Annotated in this window: 25 protein-coding genes; 21 read left to right on the forward strand and 4 right to left on the reverse strand. The window is 68.5% G+C overall.

The genetic code is table 11. The annotated features are described in order from the left end of the window. Positions 1–137 precede the first annotated feature (137 nt). From M6D93_RS08490 to M6D93_RS08510, 5 genes are all read left to right on the forward strand, one after another. Complete coding sequence (locus tag M6D93_RS08490) at positions 138–1,292, forward strand: ABC transporter ATP-binding protein (RefSeq protein WP_249773923.1); 1,155 nt, start codon at positions 138–140, stop codon at positions 1,290–1,292. After that, the gene (locus M6D93_RS08495; RefSeq protein WP_249773924.1) at positions 1,292–2,218 is read left to right on the forward strand and encodes an ABC transporter permease; all 927 of its coding nucleotides are present in this window, start codon (positions 1,292–1,294) and stop codon (positions 2,216–2,218) included. Before M6D93_RS08490 ends, M6D93_RS08495 begins: the two co-directional genes overlap by 1 nt. A gap of 11 nt (positions 2,219–2,229) precedes the next feature. After that, positions 2,230–3,072: an ABC transporter permease gene (locus M6D93_RS08500; RefSeq protein ID WP_347343585.1), complete on the forward strand. Its 843-nt coding sequence runs from the start codon at positions 2,230–2,232 to the stop codon at positions 3,070–3,072. Between the two features lie 97 nt (positions 3,073–3,169). Continuing rightward, positions 3,170–4,183: an agmatinase gene (gene speB, locus M6D93_RS08505; protein ID WP_249773926.1), complete on the forward strand. Its 1,014-nt coding sequence runs from the start codon at positions 3,170–3,172 to the stop codon at positions 4,181–4,183. A gap of 143 nt (positions 4,184–4,326) precedes the next feature. Continuing rightward, a complete protein-coding gene (locus tag M6D93_RS08510) occupies positions 4,327–5,541 on the forward strand; it encodes a saccharopine dehydrogenase family protein (protein ID WP_249773927.1) in 1,215 nt (404 codons plus the stop codon). A gap of 81 nt (positions 5,542–5,622) precedes the next feature. Here the strand turns inward: M6D93_RS08510 and M6D93_RS08515 are convergent, their stop codons facing one another. Continuing rightward, positions 5,623–5,880 carry a DUF2631 domain-containing protein gene (locus M6D93_RS08515; RefSeq protein WP_249773928.1) on the reverse strand — a complete coding sequence of 86 codons (258 nt, stop codon included), beginning with the start codon at positions 5,878–5,880 and terminating at the stop codon, positions 5,623–5,625. An 81-nt stretch (positions 5,881–5,961) separates the two neighbouring features. On the opposite strand from M6D93_RS08515, the gene dxr reads away from it, so the two are divergent. From dxr to M6D93_RS08550, 7 genes are all read left to right on the forward strand, one after another. Continuing rightward, a complete protein-coding gene (dxr, locus tag M6D93_RS08520) occupies positions 5,962–7,194 on the forward strand; it encodes a 1-deoxy-D-xylulose-5-phosphate reductoisomerase (protein ID WP_249773929.1) in 1,233 nt (410 codons plus the stop codon). Positions 7,195–7,320: 126 nt separating this feature from the next. Next, on the forward strand, positions 7,321–8,679 hold the full coding sequence (locus M6D93_RS08525; RefSeq protein WP_249773930.1) for a M50 family metallopeptidase: 1,359 nt from the start codon (positions 7,321–7,323) through the stop codon (positions 8,677–8,679). A gap of 72 nt (positions 8,680–8,751) precedes the next feature. Next, entirely contained in the window at positions 8,752–9,141 is a 390-nt protein-coding gene (locus M6D93_RS08530) for an FKBP-type peptidyl-prolyl cis-trans isomerase (protein ID WP_249773931.1), read from the forward strand. Positions 9,142–9,208: 67 nt separating this feature from the next. Beyond that, entirely contained in the window at positions 9,209–10,369 is a 1,161-nt protein-coding gene (ispG, locus tag M6D93_RS08535; RefSeq protein ID WP_249773932.1) for a flavodoxin-dependent (E)-4-hydroxy-3-methylbut-2-enyl-diphosphate synthase, read from the forward strand. A 43-nt stretch (positions 10,370–10,412) separates the two neighbouring features. Beyond that, complete coding sequence (locus tag M6D93_RS08540) at positions 10,413–11,651, forward strand: GNAT family N-acetyltransferase (RefSeq protein ID WP_249773933.1); 1,239 nt, start codon at positions 10,413–10,415, stop codon at positions 11,649–11,651. Between the two features lie 274 nt (positions 11,652–11,925). Next, on the forward strand, positions 11,926–12,618 hold the full coding sequence (locus tag M6D93_RS08545; protein WP_249773934.1) for a GNAT family N-acetyltransferase: 693 nt from the start codon (positions 11,926–11,928) through the stop codon (positions 12,616–12,618). Between the two features lie 95 nt (positions 12,619–12,713). Further along, a complete protein-coding gene (locus M6D93_RS08550; RefSeq protein WP_249773935.1) occupies positions 12,714–13,391 on the forward strand; it encodes an HAD family hydrolase in 678 nt (225 codons plus the stop codon). Positions 13,392–13,423: 32 nt separating this feature from the next. On the opposite strand, the gene M6D93_RS08555 is transcribed toward M6D93_RS08550, so the two are convergent. Further along, on the reverse strand, positions 13,424–13,921 hold the full coding sequence (locus M6D93_RS08555; protein ID WP_249773936.1) for a ferritin-like domain-containing protein: 498 nt from the start codon (positions 13,919–13,921) through the stop codon (positions 13,424–13,426). Continuing rightward, entirely contained in the window at positions 13,918–14,487 is a 570-nt protein-coding gene (locus M6D93_RS08560) for a hypothetical protein (protein WP_249773937.1), read from the reverse strand. The genes M6D93_RS08555 and M6D93_RS08560 overlap by 4 nt, the downstream gene beginning before the upstream one ends. Between M6D93_RS08560 and rimP the strand changes: the two genes are divergently transcribed. The 9 genes from rimP to nusB all read left to right on the forward strand — a co-directional run bounded on the left by rimP (position 14,486) and on the right by nusB (position 23,627). After that, positions 14,486–15,166, forward strand: a complete 681-nt coding sequence (gene rimP / locus M6D93_RS08565; RefSeq protein ID WP_430667211.1) for a ribosome maturation factor RimP — start codon at positions 14,486–14,488, stop codon at positions 15,164–15,166. The genes M6D93_RS08560 and rimP overlap by 2 nt on opposite strands. Positions 15,167–15,169: 3 nt before the next feature. After that, complete coding sequence (gene nusA / locus M6D93_RS08570) at positions 15,170–16,198, forward strand: transcription termination factor NusA (protein ID WP_249773939.1); 1,029 nt, start codon at positions 15,170–15,172, stop codon at positions 16,196–16,198. Between the two features lie 8 nt (positions 16,199–16,206). Further along, positions 16,207–16,638, forward strand: coding sequence for a YlxR family protein (locus M6D93_RS08575; RefSeq protein WP_249773940.1), 432 nt, complete (start codon positions 16,207–16,209; stop codon positions 16,636–16,638). 76 nt (positions 16,639–16,714) lie between these two features. Then, positions 16,715–19,600 (forward strand): translation initiation factor IF-2, encoded by a 2,886-nt coding sequence (infB, locus tag M6D93_RS08585; RefSeq protein WP_347343533.1) that lies wholly within the window; start codon positions 16,715–16,717, stop codon positions 19,598–19,600. 87 nt (positions 19,601–19,687) lie between these two features. Further along, positions 19,688–20,248 (forward strand): 30S ribosome-binding factor RbfA, encoded by a 561-nt coding sequence (gene rbfA, locus M6D93_RS08590; RefSeq protein WP_249773941.1) that lies wholly within the window; start codon positions 19,688–19,690, stop codon positions 20,246–20,248. Between the two features lie 31 nt (positions 20,249–20,279). Beyond that, the gene (locus M6D93_RS08595) at positions 20,280–21,614 is read left to right on the forward strand and encodes an MATE family efflux transporter (protein WP_249773942.1); all 1,335 of its coding nucleotides are present in this window, start codon (positions 20,280–20,282) and stop codon (positions 21,612–21,614) included. Continuing rightward, a complete protein-coding gene (gene truB, locus M6D93_RS08600) occupies positions 21,614–22,519 on the forward strand; it encodes a tRNA pseudouridine(55) synthase TruB (protein WP_249773943.1) in 906 nt (301 codons plus the stop codon). The genes M6D93_RS08595 and truB overlap by 1 nt, the downstream gene beginning before the upstream one ends. A 116-nt stretch (positions 22,520–22,635) precedes the next feature. Further along, complete coding sequence (gene efp / locus M6D93_RS08605; protein WP_249773944.1) at positions 22,636–23,199, forward strand: elongation factor P; 564 nt, start codon at positions 22,636–22,638, stop codon at positions 23,197–23,199. A gap of 20 nt (positions 23,200–23,219) precedes the next feature. Beyond that, positions 23,220–23,627: a transcription antitermination factor NusB gene (gene nusB / locus M6D93_RS08610; RefSeq protein ID WP_249773945.1), complete on the forward strand. Its 408-nt coding sequence runs from the start codon at positions 23,220–23,222 to the stop codon at positions 23,625–23,627. A 76-nt stretch (positions 23,628–23,703) separates the two neighbouring features. Here nusB and M6D93_RS08615 read toward each other — a convergent pair whose 3' ends face one another. Beyond that, entirely contained in the window at positions 23,704–24,243 is a 540-nt protein-coding gene (locus tag M6D93_RS08615; protein ID WP_249774192.1) for a transcriptional regulator, read from the reverse strand. Between the last annotated feature and the right edge of the window lie 341 nt (positions 24,244–24,584).

Here is a 24,584-nt window from a genome sequence, read left to right on the forward strand (position 1 = left end):
GTCTGGCGTGGTCGCGCCGAGTGCGCGCTCAACAACAGAACCGAACACAGCACCGAACACAGCAGGACCGCACCGCACGACCCAACGGCACTTACCAGCAACAACCTGAAAACCTCATCAGATAGGGGCACGACACGGTGGCAGCGACCGACGCAAGCAGCGGAACGGGCGATCTCGTTCTCTCCTCGTTGACCAAGTCCTACGGTCCCTTCACGGCGGTGGACGACCTCAGCCTGAGGATCCCGCAGGGATCGTTCTTCGCCCTGCTCGGTCCGTCGGGCTGCGGCAAGACGACCACGCTGAGGATGGTGGCCGGACTGGAGCAGCCCACCGTCGGGCGGATCGAGATCGGCAGTTCCGACATCACGGGGACCAAGGCCTACCAACGGCCGGTCAACACCGTCTTCCAGAGCTACGCGCTGTTCCCGCACATGACGGTCTGGGAGAACGTCGCCTTCGGCCTCAAGCGGCGTGGCAGCAAGGGCGTGAACAAGGAGGTCGACGACGTCCTGGAGTTGACCGAGCTGACGGCGCTGTCCCAGCGCAAGCCCGGCCAGCTCTCCGGCGGCCAGCAGCAGCGTGTCGCGTTGGCCCGGGCCATCGTGAACCGGCCCGCCGTGCTGCTGCTCGACGAACCCCTCGGTGCTCTCGACCTCAAGCTGCGCCGTCAGATGCAGGTCGAGCTCAAGCGGATCCAGACCGAGGTCGGCCTGACGTTCGTGCACGTCACGCACGACCAGGAGGAGGCCATGACGATGGCCGACACGATTGCCGTCATGAACGCGGGCCGGATCGAGCAGTTGGGCGCCCCGGCTGAACTCTACGAGAACCCGCAGACGACGTTCGTGGCGAACTTCCTCGGTCAGTCCAACATCATTCGCGGTTCGGTCAAGGAGCGGGCGGCGGGCTCGGTACACACCGCGCTGCCCAACGGCGCCGTGCGGATCCCGGCCTCGCGCGTGTCCACCGGGGCCGACGAACTGCTGGTCGGCATCAGGCCCGAGAAGGTGAAGCTGCACGACGAGCCGATCACCTCAGCCGACGGTCCGGTCGGCGAGAACGTGATCTCCGGCTGCATCGTGACCGACGTCAGCTTCATCGGGGTGAGTACGCAGTACCTGGTCAAGACGCCTTGGGGGCAGGAGCTGATGGTCTTCGAGCAGAACCAGGGCATCGAGAACCTCAATGCCGTCGGGGATCCGGTGGCGATGTCGTTCGCGGCCGAGCACACCTTCGCCCTCGATGCGCAACAGGATGTCACCGCCGGCATCGAGCCGGACGGGGCGGTCTGATGACGGCCGTTGCCGCGCCGGCACCGGCGCAGACGCCGGCCGCCGCGCCGGTACCCACGAAGCGACGGCGGCCCTCGATCGGGGTCTTTCTGCTGATCCCGGGGTTCCTGTGGCTGGCCGTGTTCTTCCTGGTTCCGCTGGTCTTTCTCGGATCGCAGTCGATCCAGACCGGGACCATCGAGGAAGGGTTCAAGGTCACCTGGCACTTCGGTAACTACAGTTTCGCCTTCAGCAACTTCGCGAGCCAGTTCTTCCGCTCGCTGATCTACGCCCTCCTGGCGACGGTGTTCTCGTTGCTGATCGGTTATCCCCTGGCGTACGCCATCGCGCAGAAGGCCGGGCGGTTCAAGTCGCTGTTGCTCGTCATCGTCATCGCCCCGTTCTTCACCAGCTTCCTGCTGCGGACCCTGGCCTGGCAGACGATCCTCAGCACCAACGGCGTGGTTTTCAAGGTCTTCAAGCACACCGGGCTGCTGTCGGTCACCGGCTGGCTGAACCTGACCAACGGCAACCAGTTGCTCAACTCCCCGCTGGCCGTCGTCGCCGGTCTGACCTACAACTTCCTGCCGTTCATGGTGCTTCCGCTGTTCGCCAACCTCGACCGGCTCGACCCCCGATTGCTGGAGGCGGGCGGTGACCTCTACGCCGCGCCCATCAAGTCCTTCTGGCACATCACCCTTCCGTTGTCGATGCCCGGGATCGTGGCCGGCACACTGCTGACGTTCATCCCGGCCGCCGGCGACTACGTCAACGCCCAGCTGCTCGGTAACACCAACACGAACATGATCGGCAACGTGATCGACGGGCAGTTCTTGCGGGTGCTGGACTATCCCGTCGCCGCGGCGCTGTCGGTGACGCTGATGGTCACGATCGTGGTCCTCGTCGCGGTCTACGTCAGCCGTGCCGGAACGGAGGAGCTGGTCTGATGTCGACAACGATGCAACGGCCGGCGGCGCCCCCGGCGCTTCGTCGGCGAACCCCGTGGCAGGTGGCCCGCGACAACATCGTGTGGGTCGGCGCGTTCCTGGCGCTGGTCTTCCTGCTGCTGCCGAACTTCGTGGTGGTGCTGTTCTCCTTCAACAAGCCCAAGGGCCGGTTCAACTACACGTGGACCAGGTTCTCCCTGGACGCGTGGCGTCATCCGTGCAGCGCCCCAGGCATGTGCAAGGCCCTCGGCCTGTCCCTGAAGATCGGAATCGCGGCCACCGTGGTCGCGACGATCCTCGGAACGCTGGTCGCCTTCGGTCTGGCGCGCTACCGCTTCCATGGACGGGCGGGGGCGAACCTGCTGGTCTTCCTGCCGATGGCGACGCCGGAGGTGGTCATGGGATCCTCGCTGCTCACCCTGTTCGTCAGCATCGGGTGGTCGCTGGGTGCCGTGACGATCTTCATCGCGCACGTCATGTTCTGCCTGAGCTACGTGGTGGTGACCGTCAAGGCGCGGATCGCCGGCCTCGACCCCCGGCTTGAACAGGCGGCGGCGGACCTGTACGCCAACGAGGTCCAGACCTTCACCCGGGTCACGCTGCCGCTGGTCGCGCCGGGTATCGCCGCGGGGGCGTTGCTGGCCTTCTCGCTGTCCTTCGACGACTACATCGTGTCGAACTTCAACGCCTCCAGTTCGTCGGTCACCTTCCCGATGTACGTCTACGGTGCGGCGCAGCGCGGCACGCCGGTGCAGATCAACGTCATCGGCACCATCATGTTCCTGGTGGCCATCCTGGCCGTGGGCGTGGGTCAGCTCGTGGCCAGCCGCCGCAACCGGCACAAGTGGGCCTGAGCGACACCGAGGCTTCCCGTACGCAAACCGGTCACCGGCTGGATCGAGTTTCCCTCGATCCAGCCGGTGCATTCTCTGATGAGGCATACTCCAGGCCATGGCTAGATATGGTGCTCAGTTCGGTCCCGACATCACCTTCCTCGGCGTCGACAGGTGCGACTGGGCCGACGTGGCTACCTACGCCGACGCCGACATCGTCATCCTGGGAGCACCCTTCGACGGGGGAACCTCCCATCGCTCGGGCACCCGCTTCGGTCCGCAGTACATCCGCCAGACCTGCTACCTGCCCCACGACGGCTCGCGTCCCTCGTTGGCCATGCGGGTGGACGGCCTGCAGGACCTGAGGGTCTATGACGCCGGTGATGTCGAACTGTTCTCCGGTGACGCCGCTCGATCCGTCAAGGACCTGCAGGAGGCGGTGTACGCCGTCACTCGCAACGGGGCGATCCCGCTCATCCTCGGCGGCGACCACACCATCGCGTGGCCGGACGCGGCCGGCGTCGCGCAACACCTCGGTCAGGGCCGGGTGTCGATGATCCACTTCGACGCCCACGCCGATACCGGCAACATCGAATTCGGCTCGCTGATCGGACACGGGCAGCCGATGCGCCGCCTGATCGAATCCGGCGCGCTGCGCGGCGACCGGTTCCTGCAGGTCGGTCTGCGGGGCTACTGGCCGCCGCCGGAGACCCTCGGATGGATGGCCGAGCAGAACATGCGGTCCTACGAGATGACCGAGATCACCGCTCGCGGGTTGGAGGCCTGCCTGACCGAGGCGTTCGCGATCGCGACCGACGACTGCGACGGGGTTTTCCTGTCCGTTGACATCGACGTCTGCGATCCCGGACACGCTCCTGGCACCGGCACGCCCGAACCGGGTGGCTTGACCTCGCGCCAGTTGTTGGACTCGGTGCGTCGCATCGCCTACGAGTTGCCCGTGGTGGGAGTGGACGTCGTCGAGGTCTCGCCGCCCTACGACCACGCCGAGATCACCTCGTTCCTGGCCAACCGCGTCGTTCTCGAGGTGCTCAGTGGGATCGCCCGCCGGCGCCGTGACGCCGTGGACGGGACGGTCTGGGACCCCCGTCAGCCCCTGCTCGACGGTCGCTGAGTCGGCCGGGACGAACACCGCGCCGAAATCCCGATCCTTCGTCACGCTCGGAGCGCGCCCGCTCTCGATCTTCGGATTTAGTGGCGTATTGTTCGACCAAGGTCGAATTTCGTCCCATAATCCGTGATAGGAGCTTGGTTTCGGTGAAGTTGCTCATCTTGGGCGCCGGTGGTGTCGGATCCGCAGCGGCGAAGATCGCCGCGCGCAGGACGTTCCTCAGCAGTGTGGTGGTCGCCGACTACGACCTCGCTCGGGCGCAGAAGACGGTTGCCGACGTGGACGATCCTCGATTCCACGCGACCGCGGTCGATGCCTCCGACCAGTCCGCCGTCGAGGCGCTCATCGGGGAGCAGTCCATCGACGCCGTGCTCGGGGCGACCGATCCGCGATTCACCATGCCGATCTTCCGCGCCGCGCTCGCCACGAAGATCCACTACCTGGACATGGCCATGTCGCTGTCTCGACCGCATGCCACGGACCCGTACCGCCAGACCGGCGTCAAGCTCGGCGACGAGCAGTTCGCGCTGGCCACCGAGTGGGAAACCTCGGGCAAGCTTGCTCTCGTCGGGATCGGTGTGGAGCCGGGACTGGCCGACGTCTTCGCTCGCTACGCCTCGGACAACCTGTTTTCCGAGATCGACGAGCTCGGAGTTCGCGACGGCGCGAACCTGACCGTGGACGGTTACGAGTTCGCCCCGTCCTTCTCGATCTGGACCACCATCGAGGAATGTCTCAACCCGCCCGTGGTGTACGAGAAGGAGCGCGGGTGGTTCACCACGGAGCCCTTCAGTGAGCCCGAGGTCTTCGATTTCCCGGACGGCATCGGCGAGGTCGAGTGCGTCAACGTCGAGCACGAGGAGGTGCTGCTGATGCCTCGCTGGCTCGAGGCCAAGCGGGTGACGTTCAAGTACGGCCTGGGCAACGAGTTCATCGAGGTGCTCAAGACCCTGCACAAGCTCGGCCTCGACCGCACCGAGCCGCTCACGGTGGGTGGGGTCCAGGTGAGCCCACGCGACGTCGTGGCCGCGGCGCTGCCCAATCCGGCCGAACTGGGCGAGAAGATGCACGGCAAGACCTGCGCGGGCCTGTGGGTGCAAGGCACCGGCAAGGATGGCCGCCCGCGCTCGACGTACCTGTATCACGTCGTCGACAACGCCTGGTCGATGGCCGAATACGGCTGCCAGGCCGTCGTGTGGCAGACGGCGGTCAACCCGATCGTCGCGCTCGAACTGATCGCCACCGGGGAGTGGACGGGCCGGGGCATCCTCGGCCCCGAGGCGCTACCGGCCGAGCCGTTCCTCGAACTGCTCGCCGGCGACTACGCCTCACCGTGGGGGATCAAGGAGCTGGCGGTCTGAGCGCAGCGACCTATCGGAGGCTCTGAACGGGCCTGTTGCTTCGGCACGCTGAGGCAGCAGGCCCGTCGGGTGCCTCGATTGCTAGCCGCGCCACTGGGTGCGGCTGCGCGCCCGGTCGTAGAGCAGGCCGCCGATGAGGGCAAGCATGCAGACAACGATGGCCAGCGCGCCGGCGAGGTTGTAATGCGTGGTCGTCAGGAAGAGGGCGAGCACGACCACCGAGAACCAGCCCATGATCTGGCGACCCTTGGTGAAGTCGTGGTGCCAACCCCACTGCTCGGGACGCTCGTGCGGGGCGTGCGAACCGTCCGTCAGCTCGTGCCCGTGCTCAGCAGCCACCCCAACCACTCCCTGCGTCTCGTCCGCTCGGCCTTTCCGGCGCGTTGCTGTACTCATTCTGGCATCGGCGACAATGTCGGCATGAATCGCCCCGCCGATCAGGTCGACACCGACGGTCCCGCCGCCGGCCGCCCTCGCCGCATCGTCCTGCTCGGCTCGACCGGCTCCATCGGAACGCAGACGGTCGAGGTGATTGCTGCCGCCTCGGACCGGTTCGAGATCGTGGGACTGGCCGCCGGCGGATCCAACCCGGCGTTGTTGATCGAGCAGGCGGTGGCGACCGGCGCGCTACTGCTCGCGGTCAGCGACGAATCGGCGCGCACCGAGGTCGAGGCCCGGATCGAGCGTGACTGGCCCGCCGACCGGCCGCGGCCGACGGTGAGCTACGGCCCGGGTGCCACGAGCGACCTCGCCGGCGCCGAAACCGATGTGGTGCTCAACGGGGTGGCCGGCGCCCAGGGACTGCGGGCCACCCTCGCCGCGCTGGCCGCCGGACACACGGTCGCCCTCGCCAACAAGGAATCGCTGATCGCCGGCGGCCCGCTCGTGCTCGCGGCGGCCAAGCCGGGCCAGCTCGTGCCGGTGGACTCCGAGCACTCCGCGCTGGCACAGGCGCTGCGCTCGGGCACGCACGAGGAGGTCGCCTCCTTGATTCTCACCGCCAGCGGCGGGCCGTTCCGGGGCCGCAGCCGCGCCGAGCTCGCCGATGTGACCCCGACCCAAGCGCTGGCCCACCCGACCTGGGCCATGGGCAAGCTCATCACCACCAACTCGGCGACGTTGGTGAACAAGGGGCTGGAACTGATCGAGGCAGCCCTGTTGTTCGACGTGGACTACGACCGGATCGCCGTCGTCGTCCACCCGACGTCGATCGTGCATTCGATGGTGGAATTCACCGACGGTTCGACGCTCGCACAGGCCAGCCCCCCGGACATGCGGCTGCCCATATCGCTGGCTCTCGACTGGCCGCGACGGGTGCCGAACGCGGCCCACCCGGTGGACTGGACTCAGGCCCAGGACTGGCACTTCGAGCCCGTCGACCACGTCGCGTTCCCGGCGATCGGGCTGGCACGGACCGCCGGCCGAGCCGGTGGCTGCGCACCGGCCGTGTTCAACGCCGCCAACGAGGAACTGGTCGCCGCCTTCCACGCCGGCCGGTGCGGCTTCCTCGACATCGTCGACGGCGCGGCGGACGTCCTGCAGCTGTGGCTCGATTCAGAACACGCCGCCGCTGGGAACCCGCGCGATGTGGCCGATGTTGAAGAGGCGGAGAGGTGGGCCCGGGCGCGATCGCTGCGCACGATCGCCTCCTGATCGCCTCCTGATCTCGTCCTGATCTCTTCGAGACAGGCACAATGGTGGACGGACGGCAACCGGTCCGCCCCGCAACCTGCGGGGACGGTCCCGGCGGCTGCCGCGGACACCCCGAAAGGACACTGCGTGCTCTACGCCCTTGGCGTGATCGCCTTCGCTCTCGGACTGCTGGGCTCGATCGCGCTGCACGAGATCGGCCACATGGTGCCCGCGAAGAAGTTCGGGGTCCGGGTGACCCAGTACATGGTGGGCTTCGGTCCGACGATCTGGTCCAAGCGCAAGGGTGAGACCGAGTACGGCGTCAAGGCCATTCCGATGGGCGGCTACATCCGCATGATCGGGATGGTGCCGCCCGGCAAGGACAAGCAGTCCCGTTGGCCGCGCCGGATGGCCGAACTCGTCGAGGAGTTTCGAGCCACCAGCCGGGCCGAGGTCGAACCGGGGCAGGAGCATCGGCAGTTCTACCGGCTCACCCCCGGCAAGAAGATGATCATCATGCTCGGCGGCCCCACGATGAACCTGCTCATCTTCATCTTCATCACCGTGCTGCTGTACGGGCTCATCGGCGTGAAGGGCCCGACCACCACGGTTGCGTCGGTCAGCAAGTGCGTGGTCCCGGTCACCTCGACCGCCACCGACTGTCCGGCCGCCGGTTCGGCCGGTTACGTCGCCGCACCGGCCAACGGTCGGCTGGTCGCCGGCGATGTCATCGAGTCCATAAACGGCACGCGGATCTCCCACTGGTCCCAGTCCGTGACCATCATCGAGGCGTCGGCCGGCAAGACTCTGACCGTGCGCGTGCAGCGCGCCGGCGCTCCGGTCACCCTGACCATCACTCCCGTGCAGACGACCAAGTACGCCAACGACCAGGGCACCAAGACCAAGCAGGCCGGCTTCATCGGGATCAGCACCACCCAGGACTACCAACGTCTCGGTGTCGCCGGGATCAGCAGGGTGATCTGGAAGCAGATGAGCTTGGGCGTGGACGCGCTCAAGCAGTTCCCGAGCAAGATCTCCTCCCTGGTCGGCACGGTGTTCGAGGGCAAGCCACGCGATGCGCAGGGTGCGGTCGGAGTCGTGGGCCTGGGTCGTATCGGCGGCCAGATCGCCGACTCCCACCAGATCAGCACGCTGGACAAGATCTCCTCGTTGCTCAGCCTGCTCGCCGGGGTGAACCTGCTGCTGTTCTTCTTCAACCTGCTGCCGCTGCTCCCGCTCGACGGCGGTCACGTGGCCGGCGCCCTCGTCGAGTCCGTGCGGCGCGGCTGGGCGCGGCTGAGGCTGCGCGTCGGCGGCCACGACGCGGTCACGGTGGGTCCCGACGGCAAGCCCGTCGATGAGCCCACGGGTCAAAGCCCGCGGCCGCAGATCTTCGTCGACGTGGCCCAGCTGGTCCCCGTCATGTACGTGGTCGCCGGCATCCTCATCGTGTTCTCGGTGCTGGTCATGTACGCCGACATCGTCAAACCCATCACCCTGAACTAGCTCGACGTCGACCAACCGGCCGGCACGCCAACCCAGCCCAACCCAACCAACCCAGCAAGCACAGGAGAGTCCGTGACGCAGGCTGCAACCCCACCCAGCAAGCCCGAGGTCGAGTTCCCGGCCACCGAACCAACCGGTGAGCTACAGATCCGTGACCTCACCGTCGGTGACGGGGCCGAGGCCCACGCCGGCCAGCAGGCCGTCGTGCACTATGTCGGCGTGGCGTACTCGACGGGTGAGGAGTTCGACGCCAGTTGGAACCGCGGCGCACCGTTCACCTTTCCGCTCGGGGAGGGCCGGGTCATCGCGGGCTGGGACCAGGGTGTTCAGGGCATGAAGATCGGCGGTCGGCGCGAGCTGATCATCCCGCCGCAGCTCGGTTACGGCGACCGCGGCGCCGGCGGCGCCATCAAGGGCGGCGAGACCCTCATCTTCGTCGTCGACCTGCTTGAACTTCGCTAGCCGTCTCCCGCACGTCTCACCACAGCACGCACGCAACGCGAGAATCACGAGAAACAGAGGTCTAGACATGGGCACGCCGATTGCTTTGGGAATGCCGAGCGCGCCACCGCCGGTGCTCTCGCCCCGCCGCAAGTCCCGTCAGATCAAGGTCGGTTCGGTCGCCGTCGGCGGTGACGCTCCGGTGTCGGTGCAGTCCATGACCACCACCCTGACCGCTGACGTCAACTCCACGCTGCAACAGATCGCCGAGCTCACCGCGTCCGGGTGCGACATCGTCCGGGTCGCCTGCCCCAGCCAGGACGACGCCGACGCGCTGCCCGCCATCGCCCGCAAGTCGCAGATTCCGGTGATCGCCGACATCCACTTCCAGCCGAAGTATGTGTTCGCGGCCATCGACGCGGGCTGCGCGGCGGTCCGGGTCAATCCCGGCAACATCAAGGCGTTCGACGACAAGGTGGGCGAGATCGCTCGCGCGGCCGCCGACGCCGGGGTGTCGATCCGCATCGGGGTGAATGCCGGTTCCCTCGACAAGCGCCTGCTGGCCAAGTACGGCAAGGCCACCCCCGAGGCGCTGGTCGAATCGGCGCTCAACGAGGCCGCCCTGTTCGAGGAGCACGGGTTCCGCGACTTCAAGATCTCGGTCAAGCACAACGACCCGGTCATCATGGTGCGTGCCTACGAACTGCTCGCCGAGGCGTGCGACTACCCGCTGCACCTCGGCGTGACCGAGGCCGGCCCGGCGTTCCAGGGCACGATCAAGTCCTCCGTGGCGTTCGGGGCGCTGTTGGCGAAGGGAATCGGCGACACCATTCGGGTGTCCTTGTCCGCTCCGCCGGTGGAGGAGGTCAAGGTCGGCCTGCAGATCCTGGAGTCGCTCAATCTGCGCCAGCGCCGCCTGGAGATCGTTTCCTGCCCGTCCTGTGGACGCGCCCAGGTCGACGTGTACTCCCTCGCCGAGAAGGTGACCGCCGGGCTGGAAGGGGTCGAGGTTCCGCTACGGGTCGCCGTGATGGGCTGCGTCGTCAACGGTCCCGGCGAGGCGCGTGAGGCTGACCTCGGCGTCGCCAGCGGCAACGGCAAGGGCCAGATCTTCGTCAAGGGCGAGGTCATCAAGACGGTGCCGGAGTCCCAGATCGTCGAGACCCTGATCGAGGAGGCGCTCCGGATGGCCGAGGAGATGACGGCCGCGGGCGTGGCATCGGGCGAACCGAGCGTCATCACCACCTGAAATCGGTTGTGCGTAGCCGCCCGGAGGTCCAGAGTCAGCGGCCGTGACCATCTCCATCCGCCGGGCCGAGCCGGCTGACCTGCAGGCCATCGCCCGGCTGGACAGCGTCGCCTTCGGCTTCAGCTACACCGAACGGCATCTGAGCGAACTCGCCGATGGCGGCATCGACCTGGCCAGGTTCTGGGTTGCCGTCGACGACAGCCGAGCCGGCCGGCCTGACGGGGGACCGGACGGCACGATCGTCGGCGTCACCGGCGACTTCGACCTGACGGTGACGGTGCCCGGGCTGCGCCAGGTGCGCACGCCGGGCGTCACCTGGGTGTCGGTCGCCCCCACTCACCGGCGCCAGGGCATCCTGCGCGGCCTGATGATCCAGCAGCTCACCGACTATGCCGACCGCGGCGAGTCGATGGCGATGCTCACAGCCAGCGAGGGCGGCATCTACGGCCGCTTCGGCTACGGGGCGGCGAGCGTGGTCCGCACGACCGAGATCGATCGCCGCACGGTCCGGCTCGTTCGCTCGACCGATCCCGGTTCGGTTCGTCTCGTCCCGGTCCAACAGGCTCGCGACCTGGTCCCGGCGTTGTTCGATCGCTGGCACGCTCGTACGGTCGGCGCGGTGAGCCGGTGGCCGGCGCGGTGGCGCGACATCTTCACCGACCATCCCGAGGACCGCGAGGGTGCCACGGAGGCGTTCTATCTCGTGCACGCCGATGGCTACATCGCCTACCGGGTCAAGGAGGAGTGGGGCGAGGGCCATCCGAGCTCCCACCTCTGGATCCATGACTACGTGTATCTGACGCCGCAAGCACACCTGGCCCTCTGGCAGGTAGTGCTCGGCTACGACCTCGTCGGGACGATCCACAGCCACAAGGTGCCCTTCGACGATCCCCTCGCGAGACTGCTGGACAACCCCCGCCAGCCGCGGACCACCGCGGTCAACGACGGCGTGTGGGTGCGTCCGCTCGACGTTGCAGCGATGCTGTCGGCGCGCCGTTACGCGGTGGAGGTGGACGCCGTCCTGGAGATCCAGGATTCCCTCTTCGGTGACGGTCGATACCACCTGACCGGCGGTCCGGACGGTGCCCACTGTCGGCGCGTGGACCGCGGCGCGGACGTCCGGATGCCCGTCGCAACGCTCGGCGCGGTCTATCTCGGGGGTAGCAGGCTCAACACCCTGCACCAGGCGGGCCTGGCGGAGACCTCCGACGATGCGCTGCTCAGCCGCCTCGATCGTGCCTTCCTCGCCGACCGCGAACCGACACACGGCACGCCGTTCTGATCCTGCGCCCGAGATGGGCCGCGGTACCGGGCTGAGTCGCGCGGCGAATCGCCGCACGGGTCACCGGCCGAGTCCTCTGATGAGGCGGCGGCCGAGCCGGTAGCGTGTCTTTCGTGACCTCGCTGCGGACCCGGCCCCGCGCGCTGCGAGCGTCCGATGCTCCCGCGTTGCGCGCGCTCATCGACGCCGATCCTGTCCTCAACTGTGTGCTCGCCTCTCGCCTGGGCTATGCCCCGATCTGGAGCCGCGCCGATTCGGTGGGCCGTTGTGGGGCTTGGACGATCCCGACACGGGCCGGTTGCGCGCGGCTGTGTTCCACGGCGGAAACCTGATTCCCGTCGGCAACGATCCGGCCGCCCTGCAGTCCCTGGCCGAGTTCCTTTCCCACGGCGCCCGTGGGTGTTCCTCGATCGTGGGCGACGCGGACGCTGTGGCCGCGATGTGGCCCACGCTGTCGCGGGGGTGGGGGACCGCCCGGGCGATCCGCGACAGCCAGCCGCTGTTGGCGAGCTCGGCGCTCGCGCCGGTGTCGTCGGATCCGCGGGTGCGAACGGCTCGAACCTCGGACGCGCGCAGCTTCCTGCCCGCGGCGGTCGCGATGTTCACCGAAGAACTCGGGGTCTCGCCCATCGGAGCGGATCACGGTGTCGGCTACCGGCAGCGAGTGGACGATGTCATCGCTTCCGGAAGGGCCTATGTGCGTCTCGACGCCGGCGGCCGGGTCGAGTTCAAGGCGGAGATCGGCGCGCTGTCGACCACGACGGCGCAGGTCCAGGGGGTCTGGGTGCGGCCGGAGCTGCGCGGTCACGGGCTGGGCACTCGTGCGATGGCAGCGGTGCTGCGCCTCGCCCTGCACCGGGCGCCGACCGTCAGCCTCTACGTCAACGACTTCAACATTCCTGCCCGCCGGATGTACGAACGGCTCGGCATGGTTCAGGTCGGGACGCTGCGCACCGTCCTGTTCTGAGGCCCACCCTGGGCTGACCCGACGGCGACGGCGGCAGACGTCCGCGCCAGACGCCGGGGTGGGTCGTGTCAGAGCGGACTGGTAGGTATACGGCCGTGAAGCTCGATGCGGTCATCTTCGATTGGGGCGGCACCCTCACGCCGTGGCACACCGTGGACCCGATGCAGTGTTGGCTGGCGGTCACCGGAGACGAGGCGCTGGCCGCGCGGCTGCGGGCGGCCGAAGACGCGGCCTGGGTGTCCAGCCGTGACCACCACCGCAGTGCGCACATCGATGACGTGCTCTCGGTGGCCGGCGTCGAGCTGACGCACGACCAGCGCCGACGCTATTTCAGCTGGTGGGACGCGCATTCCGTCACCGATCCGGCCGCGCCCGAGATGTTGCGGGCGCTGCGCCAGCGCGGTCTGAGGATCGGCATTCTCTCCAACACGATCTGGCCCCGGGCCGAACACGAGCGCATCTTCGGTCGCGACGGGGTGTCCGGGCTGATCGACGGCGCTGTCTACAGCTCCGAGATCGCGTGGACAAAGCCCCATCCGGAGGCTTTCAGAGCGGCGATGGCGGCCGTCGGCGTCAGCGATCCAGCGCGGTCGGTCTTCGTCGGTGACCGGCTCTTCGACGACATCTACGGCGCCCAGCAAGCCGGCATGAAGGCGGTCCACATTCCGCACAGCGAGATTCCGGTGTGGCAGACCACGGGTGTCGAGGGCACTCCGGACGCCGTGATCACCGGGCTGTATGAGCTGCCGTCCGTCATCGACGGGTGGTTGTAGCCGCAGGCTCGTGCAGGCGCGACCTCAGGGGTTTACAAGCCGGGAAACGCATCCGTCGGATGGTCCGGAGTCACCAGGCGCCGCCAGTGGTAGCTGCGCTCGGCCGCCACCTCGAGCGCGTCCAGCGCGCGGGTGCGGGTGGCGTTCGTTCCCGGCCCGGGCGCTGCCGTGGCGGTGGCCGACAGCAGGCCGCGCGCGGCATCGGCGCAGCCGGTCTCCAGCTGCAGGGCCCAGCGCGCGGCCGACGCCGCGTCGGTGACCTTTACCGAGGGCGAGTAGGCCGACGCCGACGCGACCGGAACCACCTTGCGGGTGACCAGGAGCGCCGCAAGAGCGTCTCGGCTGACCCGGTGTGCGTCCTGCAAAGAGCGTGCCTGGTCGATCTGAGCAGCCTCGAGGAGATGTACGCCGATGACGGCGTAGCCGAATATCGCGGCGTGGTCGGCGGCGAGCATCGTCTGCAGCGCCGAGGTTTCAGCCTCGGTCGCGGCGGCCGCGGTACTGGTGCCGCTGCGTGAAGGACTGCTCATCGAAGCACCTGCGCATGCACCGTGAGCGCGGCAGCGATGCTCCCGAACAGGGCGAGGGTCTGCTCGCTGTGATCGGCGCCCGCCGGCCAATCAAGCGTGCTCGTGCGCAACGCGGCCGCGGCCTGCCGCGAGGCTGCCGCCAGCGCCGTGGCGGTGCCGGCCACCGGCGGCCCGGACCCGGCACCGCCGGCAGGGGCCGCACCGGAAGACGGGCCGGGCGATGGTCGTGCGGACCCGGCCGAGGCATCACCACGCTGGGCATAGCGCCAGCCGGGGTACTGATCCAGCACCGCCGACAGCGCATCCCGCTGAGCGGTGACGTCGGCCTTGAGCGCCTTCAGAGCGGTCGCTGAGATGCTTGAGCCGCCGGCCGCCAGGGCCCGGTCGTATCCCGCCAACAGCCGATCGTGAACCGCACGGGCGTTTCGCAAGGCAAGCGGGGGAAGCGGCGGCGCAACGGCGACCCGGTGGTGGACCGACTTGGTCAGGCCGAGACCCGCACCGGCCAGCACGCCGACCCCGAGAACAGTTCGCCCCAAAAGGGTGCGGCGCGAGATTTCAACCATGACGCCAGCAGTCTTTCAGATGCCGGTAGGCTCTGTTCGGAAGACTGCCGAAACGACGACAACTGGACACCGACGGGAGCGCCCCACGATGACTGCGCGAACGCCGCAACGCGCCGCCCTGCTCGAGTTGCTGGACCCGGTGGTCTCCGCCCACGGCTATGACCTCGAGGACGTCTCGGTAACCGCTGCGGGCCGGCGAAGCCTCATCCGAGTCGTGGTGGACGCCGACGGGGGCATCGACCTCGACGCCGTGGCCGACGTGTCGCGGGCGGTCTCCGAGGTCCTCGACGATGAGTCCCGCGACCCGGGTTTCTCCGGCCCGTACGTGCTGGAAGTGACGTCCCCGGGCGTGGATCGACCGCTCACCGAGCCGCGGCACTGGCGCCGCGCCGTCGGCCGGCTCGTGTTGGTCACTGTCGCCGACCGGCCCGTCACGGCCCGGGTGATCGCGGCCGACGACGCCGCTGTCGTCCTCGACGCCGACGGCCACGAGACAACGGTCGAGTACGCCCGCTTGGGGCGCGGCAAGGTGCAGGTCGAGTTCGCGCGGTCCGGATCAGGTATCGCAGGGGAGGCCGGCGACGCGAGCGGCGGTGAGGTCGGCGATGAGGTCGGCGATGACGAGTTCGACACGGACGAGGCAGTAGCCGAGGACGCCGACGAGGAAGAGGAGGGCTGACCCATGGTCTCGGTGGACATCGCCGCGCTGCGCAGCATCGAACGGGAGAAGGAGATCTCCTTCGACACGGTGCTGGACGCGCTTGAGACGGCTCTGCTCACGGCCTACCGCCACACGAACCACCCGATGCCGCACGCGCGAGTGGAGATCGACCGCAAGTCCGGCGACGTCACCGTGTGGGCCGCCGAGTACGACCGCGACGGCACGCTGGTCGAGGAGTTCGACGACACCCCGACCGACTTCGGCCGGATCGCTGCCATGACGGCCAAGCAGGTCATCATGCAGCGCCTGCGCGATGCCGAGCACGACAGCACCTACGGCGAGTACTCCGGTCACGAGGGCGACATCGTGACCGGCGTCATCCAGGCTGATGCCCAAGCGGCGCAGCGCGGTCTGGTCATCGTCGAACTCAGCAGCAAGATCGAGGCGATCCTGCCTCAGTCCGAGCAGGTACCGGGCGAGGTGTACAGCCACGGGACCCGGATCAAGGCCTACGTCGTCGCCGTGACCCGGGGCATGCGCGGTCTGCAGATCACCCTGAGCCGGACTCACCCGAGCCTGGTGAAGAAGCTCTTCGCGCTCGAAGTACCCGAGATCGCCGACGGGAGCGTCGAGGTGATGGCCGTGGCCCGAGAGTCCGGACACCGGACCAAGATCGCGGTGTACAGCCGGGTGGACGGGCTCAACGCCAAGGGCGCGTGCATCGGCCCGATGGGTCAGCGGGTGCGAAACGTCGTGGCGGAGCTCCACGGTGAGAAGATCGACATCATCGACTACGACGAGGATCCGGCTACTTTCGTCGGCAACGCCCTCTCGCCGGCCCGGGCGCAGGAGATCACCGTTGTCGATCCGGTGGCCAAGGCCGCGCGCGTCGTCGTGCCGGACTATCAACTGTCGCTGGCCATCGGCCGCGAGGGTCAGAATGCCCGGCTTGCGGCTCGGCTCACCGGGTGGCGAATCGACATCCACTCCGACGCCGAATCGGCGGCGCCGGAATCCGGGGTGCGAAACCCGGACGTCACAGAGGAGTAGACTTCTCAATGGCCGTTCGCTCGACGACGGCAGTCCCAACGCTGGAAGACCCGCAGCGACGTGCGCCTAGTGCGAGCGGCGTCGCGGTTCGCACCTGCATCGGCTGCCGGCTCCGCGCACCGGCCACCGAGTTGCTTCGCGTCGTACTGGCGTCCGATTCGGGCCGTGACCCTGCAATACCGGGCACGGTTCAGCCGGACCCTCGCCGTCGCGCACCCGGACGAGGGGCGTGGATACACCCCGAACCCGATTGCGTGGCCGCAGCGGAGCGGCGCCGGGCCTTCGGCAGAGCGTTCCGTGGTGGGACCTCCCCGGACCCGACACCGGTCCGCGATTACGTCGCCGCGCTGGCGGCTCGTGCAGTACCTCGTTCGGCTCCCGCCGGACGGGTCGTTGGGGAGACCCGCGAAAGTGAGACGAAACCGATGAGCACCCGATGAAGCGCCAGCAATGATTGCGTTTCCCATCTAAATCGGGGCCGTGCGGGTTGCCGCCGGCCCTGCGACAAGGAGTCCAGTGCCAGGCAAGACCCGCGTGTCAGCGCTCGCCAAAGAGCTCGGGCTGACCAGTAAAGACGTTCTCGCCAAGTTGGGCGAGATGGGCGAGTACGTGAAGTCAGCGTCCTCGACCGTTGAAGCGCCAGTCGCGCGTCGGCTTCGTGAAGCCTTCCCCGACGCCGTGCCCCCAGCGCCCGCTGCCAAGAAGGCGGCGGCCAAACCCGTCGCCGAACCCGTCGGCGCCGCACCTGCGCCCGCGCCGGTTCCGGCCGTTGAAACAGCCGCTGCAGTGGCCGCCCCCGCACCCGTAGCCGCGGCCGCTGCTGCCGCCGCGCCTGTTGCGCCTGCTGCGCCTGCCGCCCCGGCTGCGCCCGTGTCCGCCGCCGAGTCGGTGCCGGTCACTCCGGTCGATGATCGATCGGCTGCAGGTGCTCGCCCGGTGACACCTGGTGCACCCCGTCCCGGGGCTCCGCGTCCCGGCGGTGCCCCTCGGGTCGCCAACAACCCCTTCGGAGTCGGCGGCGGCCAGGCCGCCCAGCGGCCCGCCCCGCGCGCCGGCGGACCGGGAGCTCCGGCTCAACTTCCCCCGCGCTCGGGCACAGCGCGTCCTGCCGGTCCTGCCGGCCCCGGTGGTCCCCGGCCCAATCCGGGCATGATGCCGCCGCGTCCCAACCCCGGCATGATGCCGCCCCGCCCCGGTGGCGGCGGCCGTCCGGCGCCCGGGTCCGGCCGTCCTGGCGGTCCCGGTGGTCCTGGTGGTCCCGGTGGCGCCCGTCCGGGTGCCGGCGCGGGTCGACCGGCGCCGGGTGGTGCCGGTGGCGGTAACTACCGCAGCAATGGTCCCGGCGGTGGCGGTGGCGGTGGCTACCGCGGCGCGCCCGGTGGCGGCGGTGCCCCCGGTGGTGGCGGCGGTGGCTTCGGCCCGCGTCCCGGCGGCGGCGGCCCTGGTGGCCGTGGTCGTGGCGCCGGTACTGCTGGTGCCTTCGGTCGTCAGGGTGGTCGTCCCGCCCGCGGTCGCAAGAGCAAGAAGCAGCGACGTCAGGAATTCGACAACATGTCTGCCCCGTCGATCGGCGGCGTGCAGGTCCCGCGCGGTAACGGCGACGTTCTGCGGCTGCCCCGCGGTGCTTCGCTGTCGGACTTCGCGGACAAGATCAACGCCGAGGCCGCCTCGCTGGTCCAGGTGATGTTCCACCTCGGCGAGATGGTGACCGCGACACAGTCGGTGAACGAGGAAACCCTGCAGCTGCTGGGTGCCGAGTTGAACTACAACGTCCAGGTCGTCAGCCCCGAGGACGAGGATCGCGAACTTCTCGAATCCTTCGACCTGAGCTTCGGTGACGACCAGGGTGAAGAAGAGGAACTCGCCGCGCGACCGCCGGTCGTGACCGTGATGGGTCACGTAGACCACGGTAAGACTCGGCTGCTGGACGCGATCCGCAAGACCAACGTGCTCGGTGGCGAAGCGGGTGGCATCACCCAGCACATCGGTGCCTATCAGGTCCACGTGGAGCACGAAGGCGAAGACCGACCGATCACGTTCATCGACACCCCGGGTCACGAGGCGTTCACCGCTATGCGTGCTCGTGGCGCCAAGGTCACCGACATCGCCGTGCTGGTGGTGGCGGCCGACGACGGCGTCATGCCGCAGACGATCGAAGCGCTCAACCACGCCCAGGCGGCCGACGTGCCGATCGTGGTTGCGGTCAACAAGATCGACAAGGAAGGTGCGAACCCGGCCAAGGTCCGCCAGCAGTTGACCGAATACGGTCTCGTCGCCGAGGAGTACGGCGGCGACACCCTGTTCATCGATGTGTCGGCGCGCAACAACCTGCACATCGACGAGCTGCTGGAAGGCATCCTGCTGACTGCCGATGCCGCCCTGGACCTGCGGGCCAACCCGCATCAGGACGCGCAGGGCATCGCCATCGAGGCCCACCTGGACCGCGGTCGCGGTCCGGTGGCCACCGTTCTGGTGCAGCGCGGAACCCTGAACGTCGGGGATTCCATCGTGGCCGGCGACGCCTTCGGACGTGTGCGGGCCATGCTCGACGACGATGGCAACACTGTCGACGAGGCCGGTCCGGGTACCCCGGTCATGGTGCTCGGCCTGACGTCCGTTCCCGGCGCCGGTGACTCGTTCATCGTCGTGGAGGAGGACCGGATCGCCCGGCAGATCGCCGACCGCCGCTCGACCCGTGAGCGCAACGCCCAGCTGGCGTCCAACCGTCGCCGGATCTCTCTCGACGACCTGGACAAGGCGCTCGCCGCGGGTGAGGTTCAGCAGCTGAACCTCATCATCAAGGGCGACGTGTCCGGTTCGGTCGAGGCGTTGGAGGACTCGCTGCTCAAGATCGAGCTCGACGACGGCAACGACGAGGTGAACCTGCGGGTCATCGGTCGTGGCGTCGGCGCGATCAACGAGAACGACGTCAACCTGGCCATTGCCTCGGACGCCGTGATCATCGGCTTCAACGTCCGGCCGGCCGGTAAGGCGGGCGAGATCGCCGATCGCGAAGGGGTGGACGTCCGGTACTACACGGTCATCTACCAGGCGATCGACGAGATCGAAGCTGCCCTCAAGGGCATGCTCAAGCCGGAGTTCGAAGAGGCGCAGCTCGGTACTGCGGAGGTCCGCGAGGTCTTCCGGGTGCCGAAGGTGGGCAACGTCGCCGGTTCGATCGTGCGCTCGGGCACCATTCGCCGTAACACGAAGGCGCGCCTGGTCCGCGACGGCATCGTCGTCAACGAGAACCTGGCCGTCGATTCGCTGCGGCGGTTCAAGGACGACGCCACCGAGGTCCGAGAGGGCTTCGAGTGCGGTATCGGTCTCGGGTCGTTCAACGACATCAAGACCGGCGACATCATCGAGACCTTCGAGATGCGCGAGAAGCCGCGCGGGTAGGTCCAGCCTTACGGCTACCGTGCCCTCGTCGACCCCAACCGGGTCGGCGAGGGCACGATTTGCCATGAAACACAAGGAGAAACCGTCATGGCTGATTCGCCACGCGCCCGGCGCCTGGCCGGTCGAATCCGGCAGATCGTCGCTTCTTACCTGGAGACCCAGGTCAAGGATCCCCGCCTCGGCATGGTCACCATCACCGATGTCCGGATGACCGGCGACCTGCACGACGCCAGCATCTTCTACACCGTCTACGGCGGTGAGGCCGAGCGAGCCGATTCGGCCGCCGCGATCGAGGCCGCCCGGGGCCAGATGCGAACCGAGGTGGGGCGCCAGACCGGCGTGAAGTTCACCCCGACCCTGACCTTCTTCCTCGATGTGCTGCCCGAGTCGGCCAAGCACATCGATGACCTGCTCGCCGTAGCGCGGCAGGCCGACGCTGAGGTTGAGCGAGTTCGAGCGGGTGCACGTCCGGCCGGAGATCCCGATCCGTACCGCAAGCCCCGCGATGCCGATGCTGATCCTGGTGCCGATCCTGGTGCCGATGCTGGTGCCGATGCTGGTGCCTCAGTTGATGTCCCGGCGGCACACGCCGCTGCGGTCGATGCCGCGGCCGTCGACGCCCTGGTCGCCGACACGGGCGAGCTCTGAGCCTCGCTCTGAGACGGACGGTCAAGGCTGGATGAGCGCCATCGGACAGACCGACGACGCGGTCAGCGCGCGGCGCATCGTCACGCTCGCGGCCTCCGCTTTCGTCGTGCTCGCCGCTGAGCCGCTGTTCGTTCTCATCGACACGGCGGTGGTCGGCCACCTCGGCCGGGTTCAGCTGGCCGCTCTCGGAGCCAGCGGCACGATCATGACCCTGTTGGCCATCATCGGGACGTCCCTGGAGTACGGCACGACCGGCCGCGCCGCGCGCTACTACGGCGCCGGGCGGCGGGACGCCGCGATCAACGAGGGCGTGCAGGCCTCCTGGCTCGCGCTGGGTATCGGCCTCGGCGTCATAGCCGTGGGCGAGGTGCTGGCGGGCCCCCTCGTCCGGCTGATCGCGGGCTCGGATCCGGCCGTCAGTCACGAGGCCGAGATCTGGTTACGGATTGCGGTACTCGGACTGCCCGGGGTCCTGCTCGTCCTCGCCGGCAACGGGTGGCTGCGCGGGGTCCAGGACACCCGGACGCCGGTGCGCATCGTGGTCGTGGCCAACGTGCTGTCGGCGATCGCCTCGCCCCTGCTGGTGTACCCGGCCGGCCTTGGCCTGGCCGGTTCCGCGGTGGCCAACGTCGTGGCCCAGTGGGTGGGCGCGGCTCTATGTGTACGCGCTCTGCGCCGCGAGCACGCGCCGCTCGCTGCGCACTGGGCCGTCATGCGTAAGCAACTCGTCGTCAGCCGGGACCTCGTGCTGCGCGCCGCCGCCTTCCAGGCCGCGTACCTGACCGCGGCAGGGGTCGCCGGCCGGATGGGTGCCGCTCAGCTGGCCGCGCACCAGATCGGCCTGCAGCTGTGGGAGTTCGTCGCGCTGCTGCTGGACTCTTTCGCGATCGCCGCGCAGTCGCTCGTCGGCGCCGCACTCGGCGGGCGGGATGCCGCGGCGGCGAAGCGGAGTGCCCTCGCCACAGCAGCTCGGGTCAGCCGCTACGGCCTGTGGGCCGGCATCGTCTTCGGTGTGCTCATGGCGGCCGGCTGGTACGCGGTGCCTGCCCTGTTCACCTCTGACCGGGCTGTGCAGTACCAGGCGCACCTGTACTGGCCGCTGTTGATCGCCATGATGCCGATCGGCGGCGTGCTCTTCGCCCTCGACGGTGTCCTGCTGGGCGCGGCAGACAACGGGTTCCTGCGGACGATCACGCTCGTGTCGGCGGTCTTCGGCTACATCCCCCTCGCGCTGGCGGCACTCTGGTTCGGCTGGGGCATCGTGGGAGTCTGGGCGGGGCTGGCCACGTTCATCGGTATCCGGTTCGTCGGCATGGCGTGGCGCACCCGCAGCGGGCGCTGGCTGATCGTGGGGGAGAGCATCTGATGGCCAAGAAACCGCCCAGCGGACCGGGTGGGCTGATCATCGTCGACAAGCCTGCCGGCATCACCTCGCATGACGTCGTGGCCCGCATCCGCAAGATCGCCCGCACCCGCAAGGTGGGTCACGCGGGCACGCTCGACCCGATGGCCACCGGCGTGCTCATCGTCGGGGTGGAGCGTTCCACGAAGTTGCTGAACTACCTCCTGCTCAATGACAAGACCTACCAGGCGACCATCCGGCTCGGAGCTCGTACCACCACCGACGATGCCGACGGGGAGACCCTCGAGGACACCGATACCGCCGCCGTCGCTCTGGAGAGCATCCGCCCTGCCATGGCCGAGCTGACCGGGGCCGTCGACCAGCGACCCGCCTCGGTCTCGGCGATCAAGGTGGACGGCCAACGTGCCTACGCCCGCGTGCGGGCCGGTGAGACCGTCGACTTGGCGGCGCGCGCGATCGAGGTCGCGCGCTTCGAGCTGCGGTCCGAGCCGGTACGGGTCGGCGGCTATCTCGACCTGGACGTCGAGGTCGAGTGTTCGTCGGGAACGTATGTACGCGCGCTGGCCCGGGATCTGGGAGACGCGCTCGGCGTGGGTGGCCACCTCACGGCCTTGCGCCGGACGCGGGTCGGGCACTTCGGGCTGGACCGAGCCGTGACCCTGGAGGAACTGGCCGAGCGGGACGACCCGATCATGCTGCCGCTGTCAGAGGCGATCGGAATCGAGATGCCGGTCCGCACGCTCGCGCCCGAGGAGGCCGTCGAATTGTCCTTCGGCCGCTACATCGATCCGGCCGGTATCGCCGGGACCTACGGCGGACTCACCGCGGACGGGATCGCGGTGGCGCTGCTGGAGGAGATCGGCGGCCGGGCGCGCCCAGTGCTGGGATTCACCCCCGCCGGCAGCTGAGACTGCTGGTCGGCCAGGCCCTCCTCACCCGGTAAACTGGCTGGTTGGTGCCACCTCGCTCGCCGGGGTGACCGACCCTTCGCACAGAACCTCATCGGTAGGAGACGCACGCACTCATGGCCACCACGAACGACCTGAAGAACGGCCTGGTCCTCAACCTCGACGGTCAGCTCTGGACCGTGGTCGAGTTCCAGCACGTCAAGCCCGGCAAGGGTGGTGCGTTCGTGCGGACCACGCTCAAGAACGTGCTGTCGGGAAAGGTTGTCGACAAGACGTTCAACGCCGGCACCAAGGTCGAGACGGCCACCGTCGACAAGCGCACGATGACCTACCTCTACAAGGAGGGCGAGGACTTCGTGTTCATGGACGGCGACACCTACGACCAGGTGCACGTTCCCAACGCCGTCGTCGGTGAGGCCTCCGACTACCTGCTGGACAACGCCGAGGTTGCCATCGCCGTCCACGAGGGCGCACCGCTGTACATCGAGCTCCCGACCTCGGTCGAGCTGGTCATCACCTACACCGAGCCGGGTGTGCAGGGTGACCGCGCGACCGGCGGCACGAAGCCCGCGACCGTCGAGACCGGCGCCGAGGTACAGGTGCCGCTGTTCGTGACCACCGGCGAGAAGATCAAGGTCGACACCCGTGATGGCCGCTACCTCGGCCGCATCAACGCCTGATCTCGGAGCCGGACGAATCCGTGGCAGCACGCAGCAAGGCCCGCAAACGCGCAGTCGACCTCCTGTATGAGGCGGACCTGCGCGGCTCCGACCCGATCTCGACCGTGGCCGAGCGCGTTGCGCTGGCCGACCCTCCGATCAACGACTACACGATCGAGCTCGTCGAAGGGGTCTCCGCGCGGCGGCCCGAGATCGACGATTTGCTCAGTCAGTACTCCGAGGGCTGGACGCTGGACCGCATGCCCGGGGTGGACCGCGCGATCCTGCGGGTCGGGCTCTACGAGCTGCTGTGGTCCGAGGACATCCCGGACGCCGTCGCGATCGACGAGGCCGTCGAGCTCGCCAAGGCGTTGTCCACCGACGACTCGCCGAAGTTCGTCAACGGCCTGCTCGGACGAGTGCTGCGCGACCAGTTGCCGACCAGCTGAACCCGGTTTCCCCGACACGACGAACGGGCCCGTCCTCGGCAAGGAAGACGGGCCCGTTCGTGGTGTTCCGGCGGCGTCAGTCGCCAGGATGGCCGATGGAACCGGGCGCCAGGACGCCCCACGAGACGAGCTTCTCGGTGAGCGACTCGAGCGAGGTGTCGAACATCAGGGCCAGGGCCCGCAGGTCCTCGCCACGGATGGACAGAACCTTGTTGCCGTAATCGCCGCGCTGACGCTGGATGGACTGTGCGTAACGGATCAGCGGCGCGGCCTCCTCGGCGGGTACACCCTGCATGCGCTGCAGATCCAGGACGATCTTGCCGGAGGCCTCGGCCCGCGATCCCCCGCCCGAACCCTCCTCGGACGGAAGCAGTTCGGAGATGGGAACGCCGTAGAACTCGGCAAGTTCGGCGAGCCGGGCGACGGATACGGCACGGTCGCCCCGTTCGTAGGAGCCGACGACGACGGCCTTCCATTTGCCCCCGGACTTGCGCTCGACCCCGTGCAGCGACAGCCGCTGCTGGGAGCGGACCGCACGGAGCCGACTGCCCAGGGCGCGCGCGTACTCGCGATCGTCCGGGGCTTCCGAACCGTTGTCCGAAGGCGCGGTGCCCAGATCCACGTCGACGTCGTCGACCGTGCCTGCGTTCTGCTCCGTCACGTTCTGTCCCACTGTCCTTAATCACGCTGTTTAGCCACGCAGGGTCACGGAATCGTGCTCAACCCCGCTCGTGCGCACTGCTTAGACAACACAGCGTAACAGTTGACTAACCACGAGTGCCGCGATTTCGCGAAAAATGACACAGGATTCGCAACCGGCTCCGGTGCCTGGTTTCCGCCTCGGCCGCAATGGGTCTCCGAGCCCGCCCGAAGGCCAGCCGGGGACCGACCGGATCTCGCGCCCACGCCGCGGTCGAGGCCTCGCCGGGGCCTGTTCTCGCGGCTGCTACGGTGCTA

This window comes from Jatrophihabitans telluris (genome assembly GCF_023516435.1).
Taxonomy (GTDB): domain Bacteria; phylum Actinomycetota; class Actinomycetes; order Mycobacteriales; family Jatrophihabitantaceae; genus Jatrophihabitans_A; species Jatrophihabitans_A telluris.

What these genes read in the sequence shown, in the direction of transcription:
- speB (WP_249773926.1), top strand. Translation starts at nt 3,170, where the DNA reads ATGGCTAGATATGGTGCTCAGTTCGGTCCCGACATCACCTTCCTCGGC.
- M6D93_RS08560 (WP_249773937.1), bottom strand. Translation starts at nt 14,487, where the DNA reads ATGGTTGAAATCTCGCGCCGCACCCTTTTGGGGCGAACTGTTCTCGGG.
- rbfA (WP_249773941.1), top strand. Translation starts at nt 19,688, where the DNA reads ATGGCTGATTCGCCACGCGCCCGGCGCCTGGCCGGTCGAATCCGGCAG.
- nusA (WP_249773939.1), top strand. Translation starts at nt 15,170, where the DNA reads ATGGTCTCGGTGGACATCGCCGCGCTGCGCAGCATCGAACGGGAGAAG.
- M6D93_RS08595 (WP_249773942.1), top strand. Translation starts at nt 20,280, where the DNA reads ATGAGCGCCATCGGACAGACCGACGACGCGGTCAGCGCGCGGCGCATC.
- M6D93_RS08575 (WP_249773940.1), top strand. Translation starts at nt 16,207, where the DNA reads ATGGCCGTTCGCTCGACGACGGCAGTCCCAACGCTGGAAGACCCGCAG.
- M6D93_RS08500 (WP_347343585.1), top strand. Translation starts at nt 2,230, where the DNA reads ATGCAACGGCCGGCGGCGCCCCCGGCGCTTCGTCGGCGAACCCCGTGG.
- rimP (WP_430667211.1), top strand. Translation starts at nt 14,486, where the DNA reads ATGACGCCAGCAGTCTTTCAGATGCCGGTAGGCTCTGTTCGGAAGACT.
- ispG (WP_249773932.1), top strand. Translation starts at nt 9,209, where the DNA reads ATGGGCACGCCGATTGCTTTGGGAATGCCGAGCGCGCCACCGCCGGTG.
- dxr (WP_249773929.1), top strand. Translation starts at nt 5,962, where the DNA reads ATGAATCGCCCCGCCGATCAGGTCGACACCGACGGTCCCGCCGCCGGC.
- M6D93_RS08495 (WP_249773924.1), top strand. Translation starts at nt 1,292, where the DNA reads ATGACGGCCGTTGCCGCGCCGGCACCGGCGCAGACGCCGGCCGCCGCG.
- efp (WP_249773944.1), top strand. Translation starts at nt 22,636, where the DNA reads ATGGCCACCACGAACGACCTGAAGAACGGCCTGGTCCTCAACCTCGAC.
- M6D93_RS08555 (WP_249773936.1), bottom strand. Translation starts at nt 13,921, where the DNA reads ATGAGCAGTCCTTCACGCAGCGGCACCAGTACCGCGGCCGCCGCGACC.
- truB (WP_249773943.1), top strand. Translation starts at nt 21,614, where the DNA reads ATGGCCAAGAAACCGCCCAGCGGACCGGGTGGGCTGATCATCGTCGAC.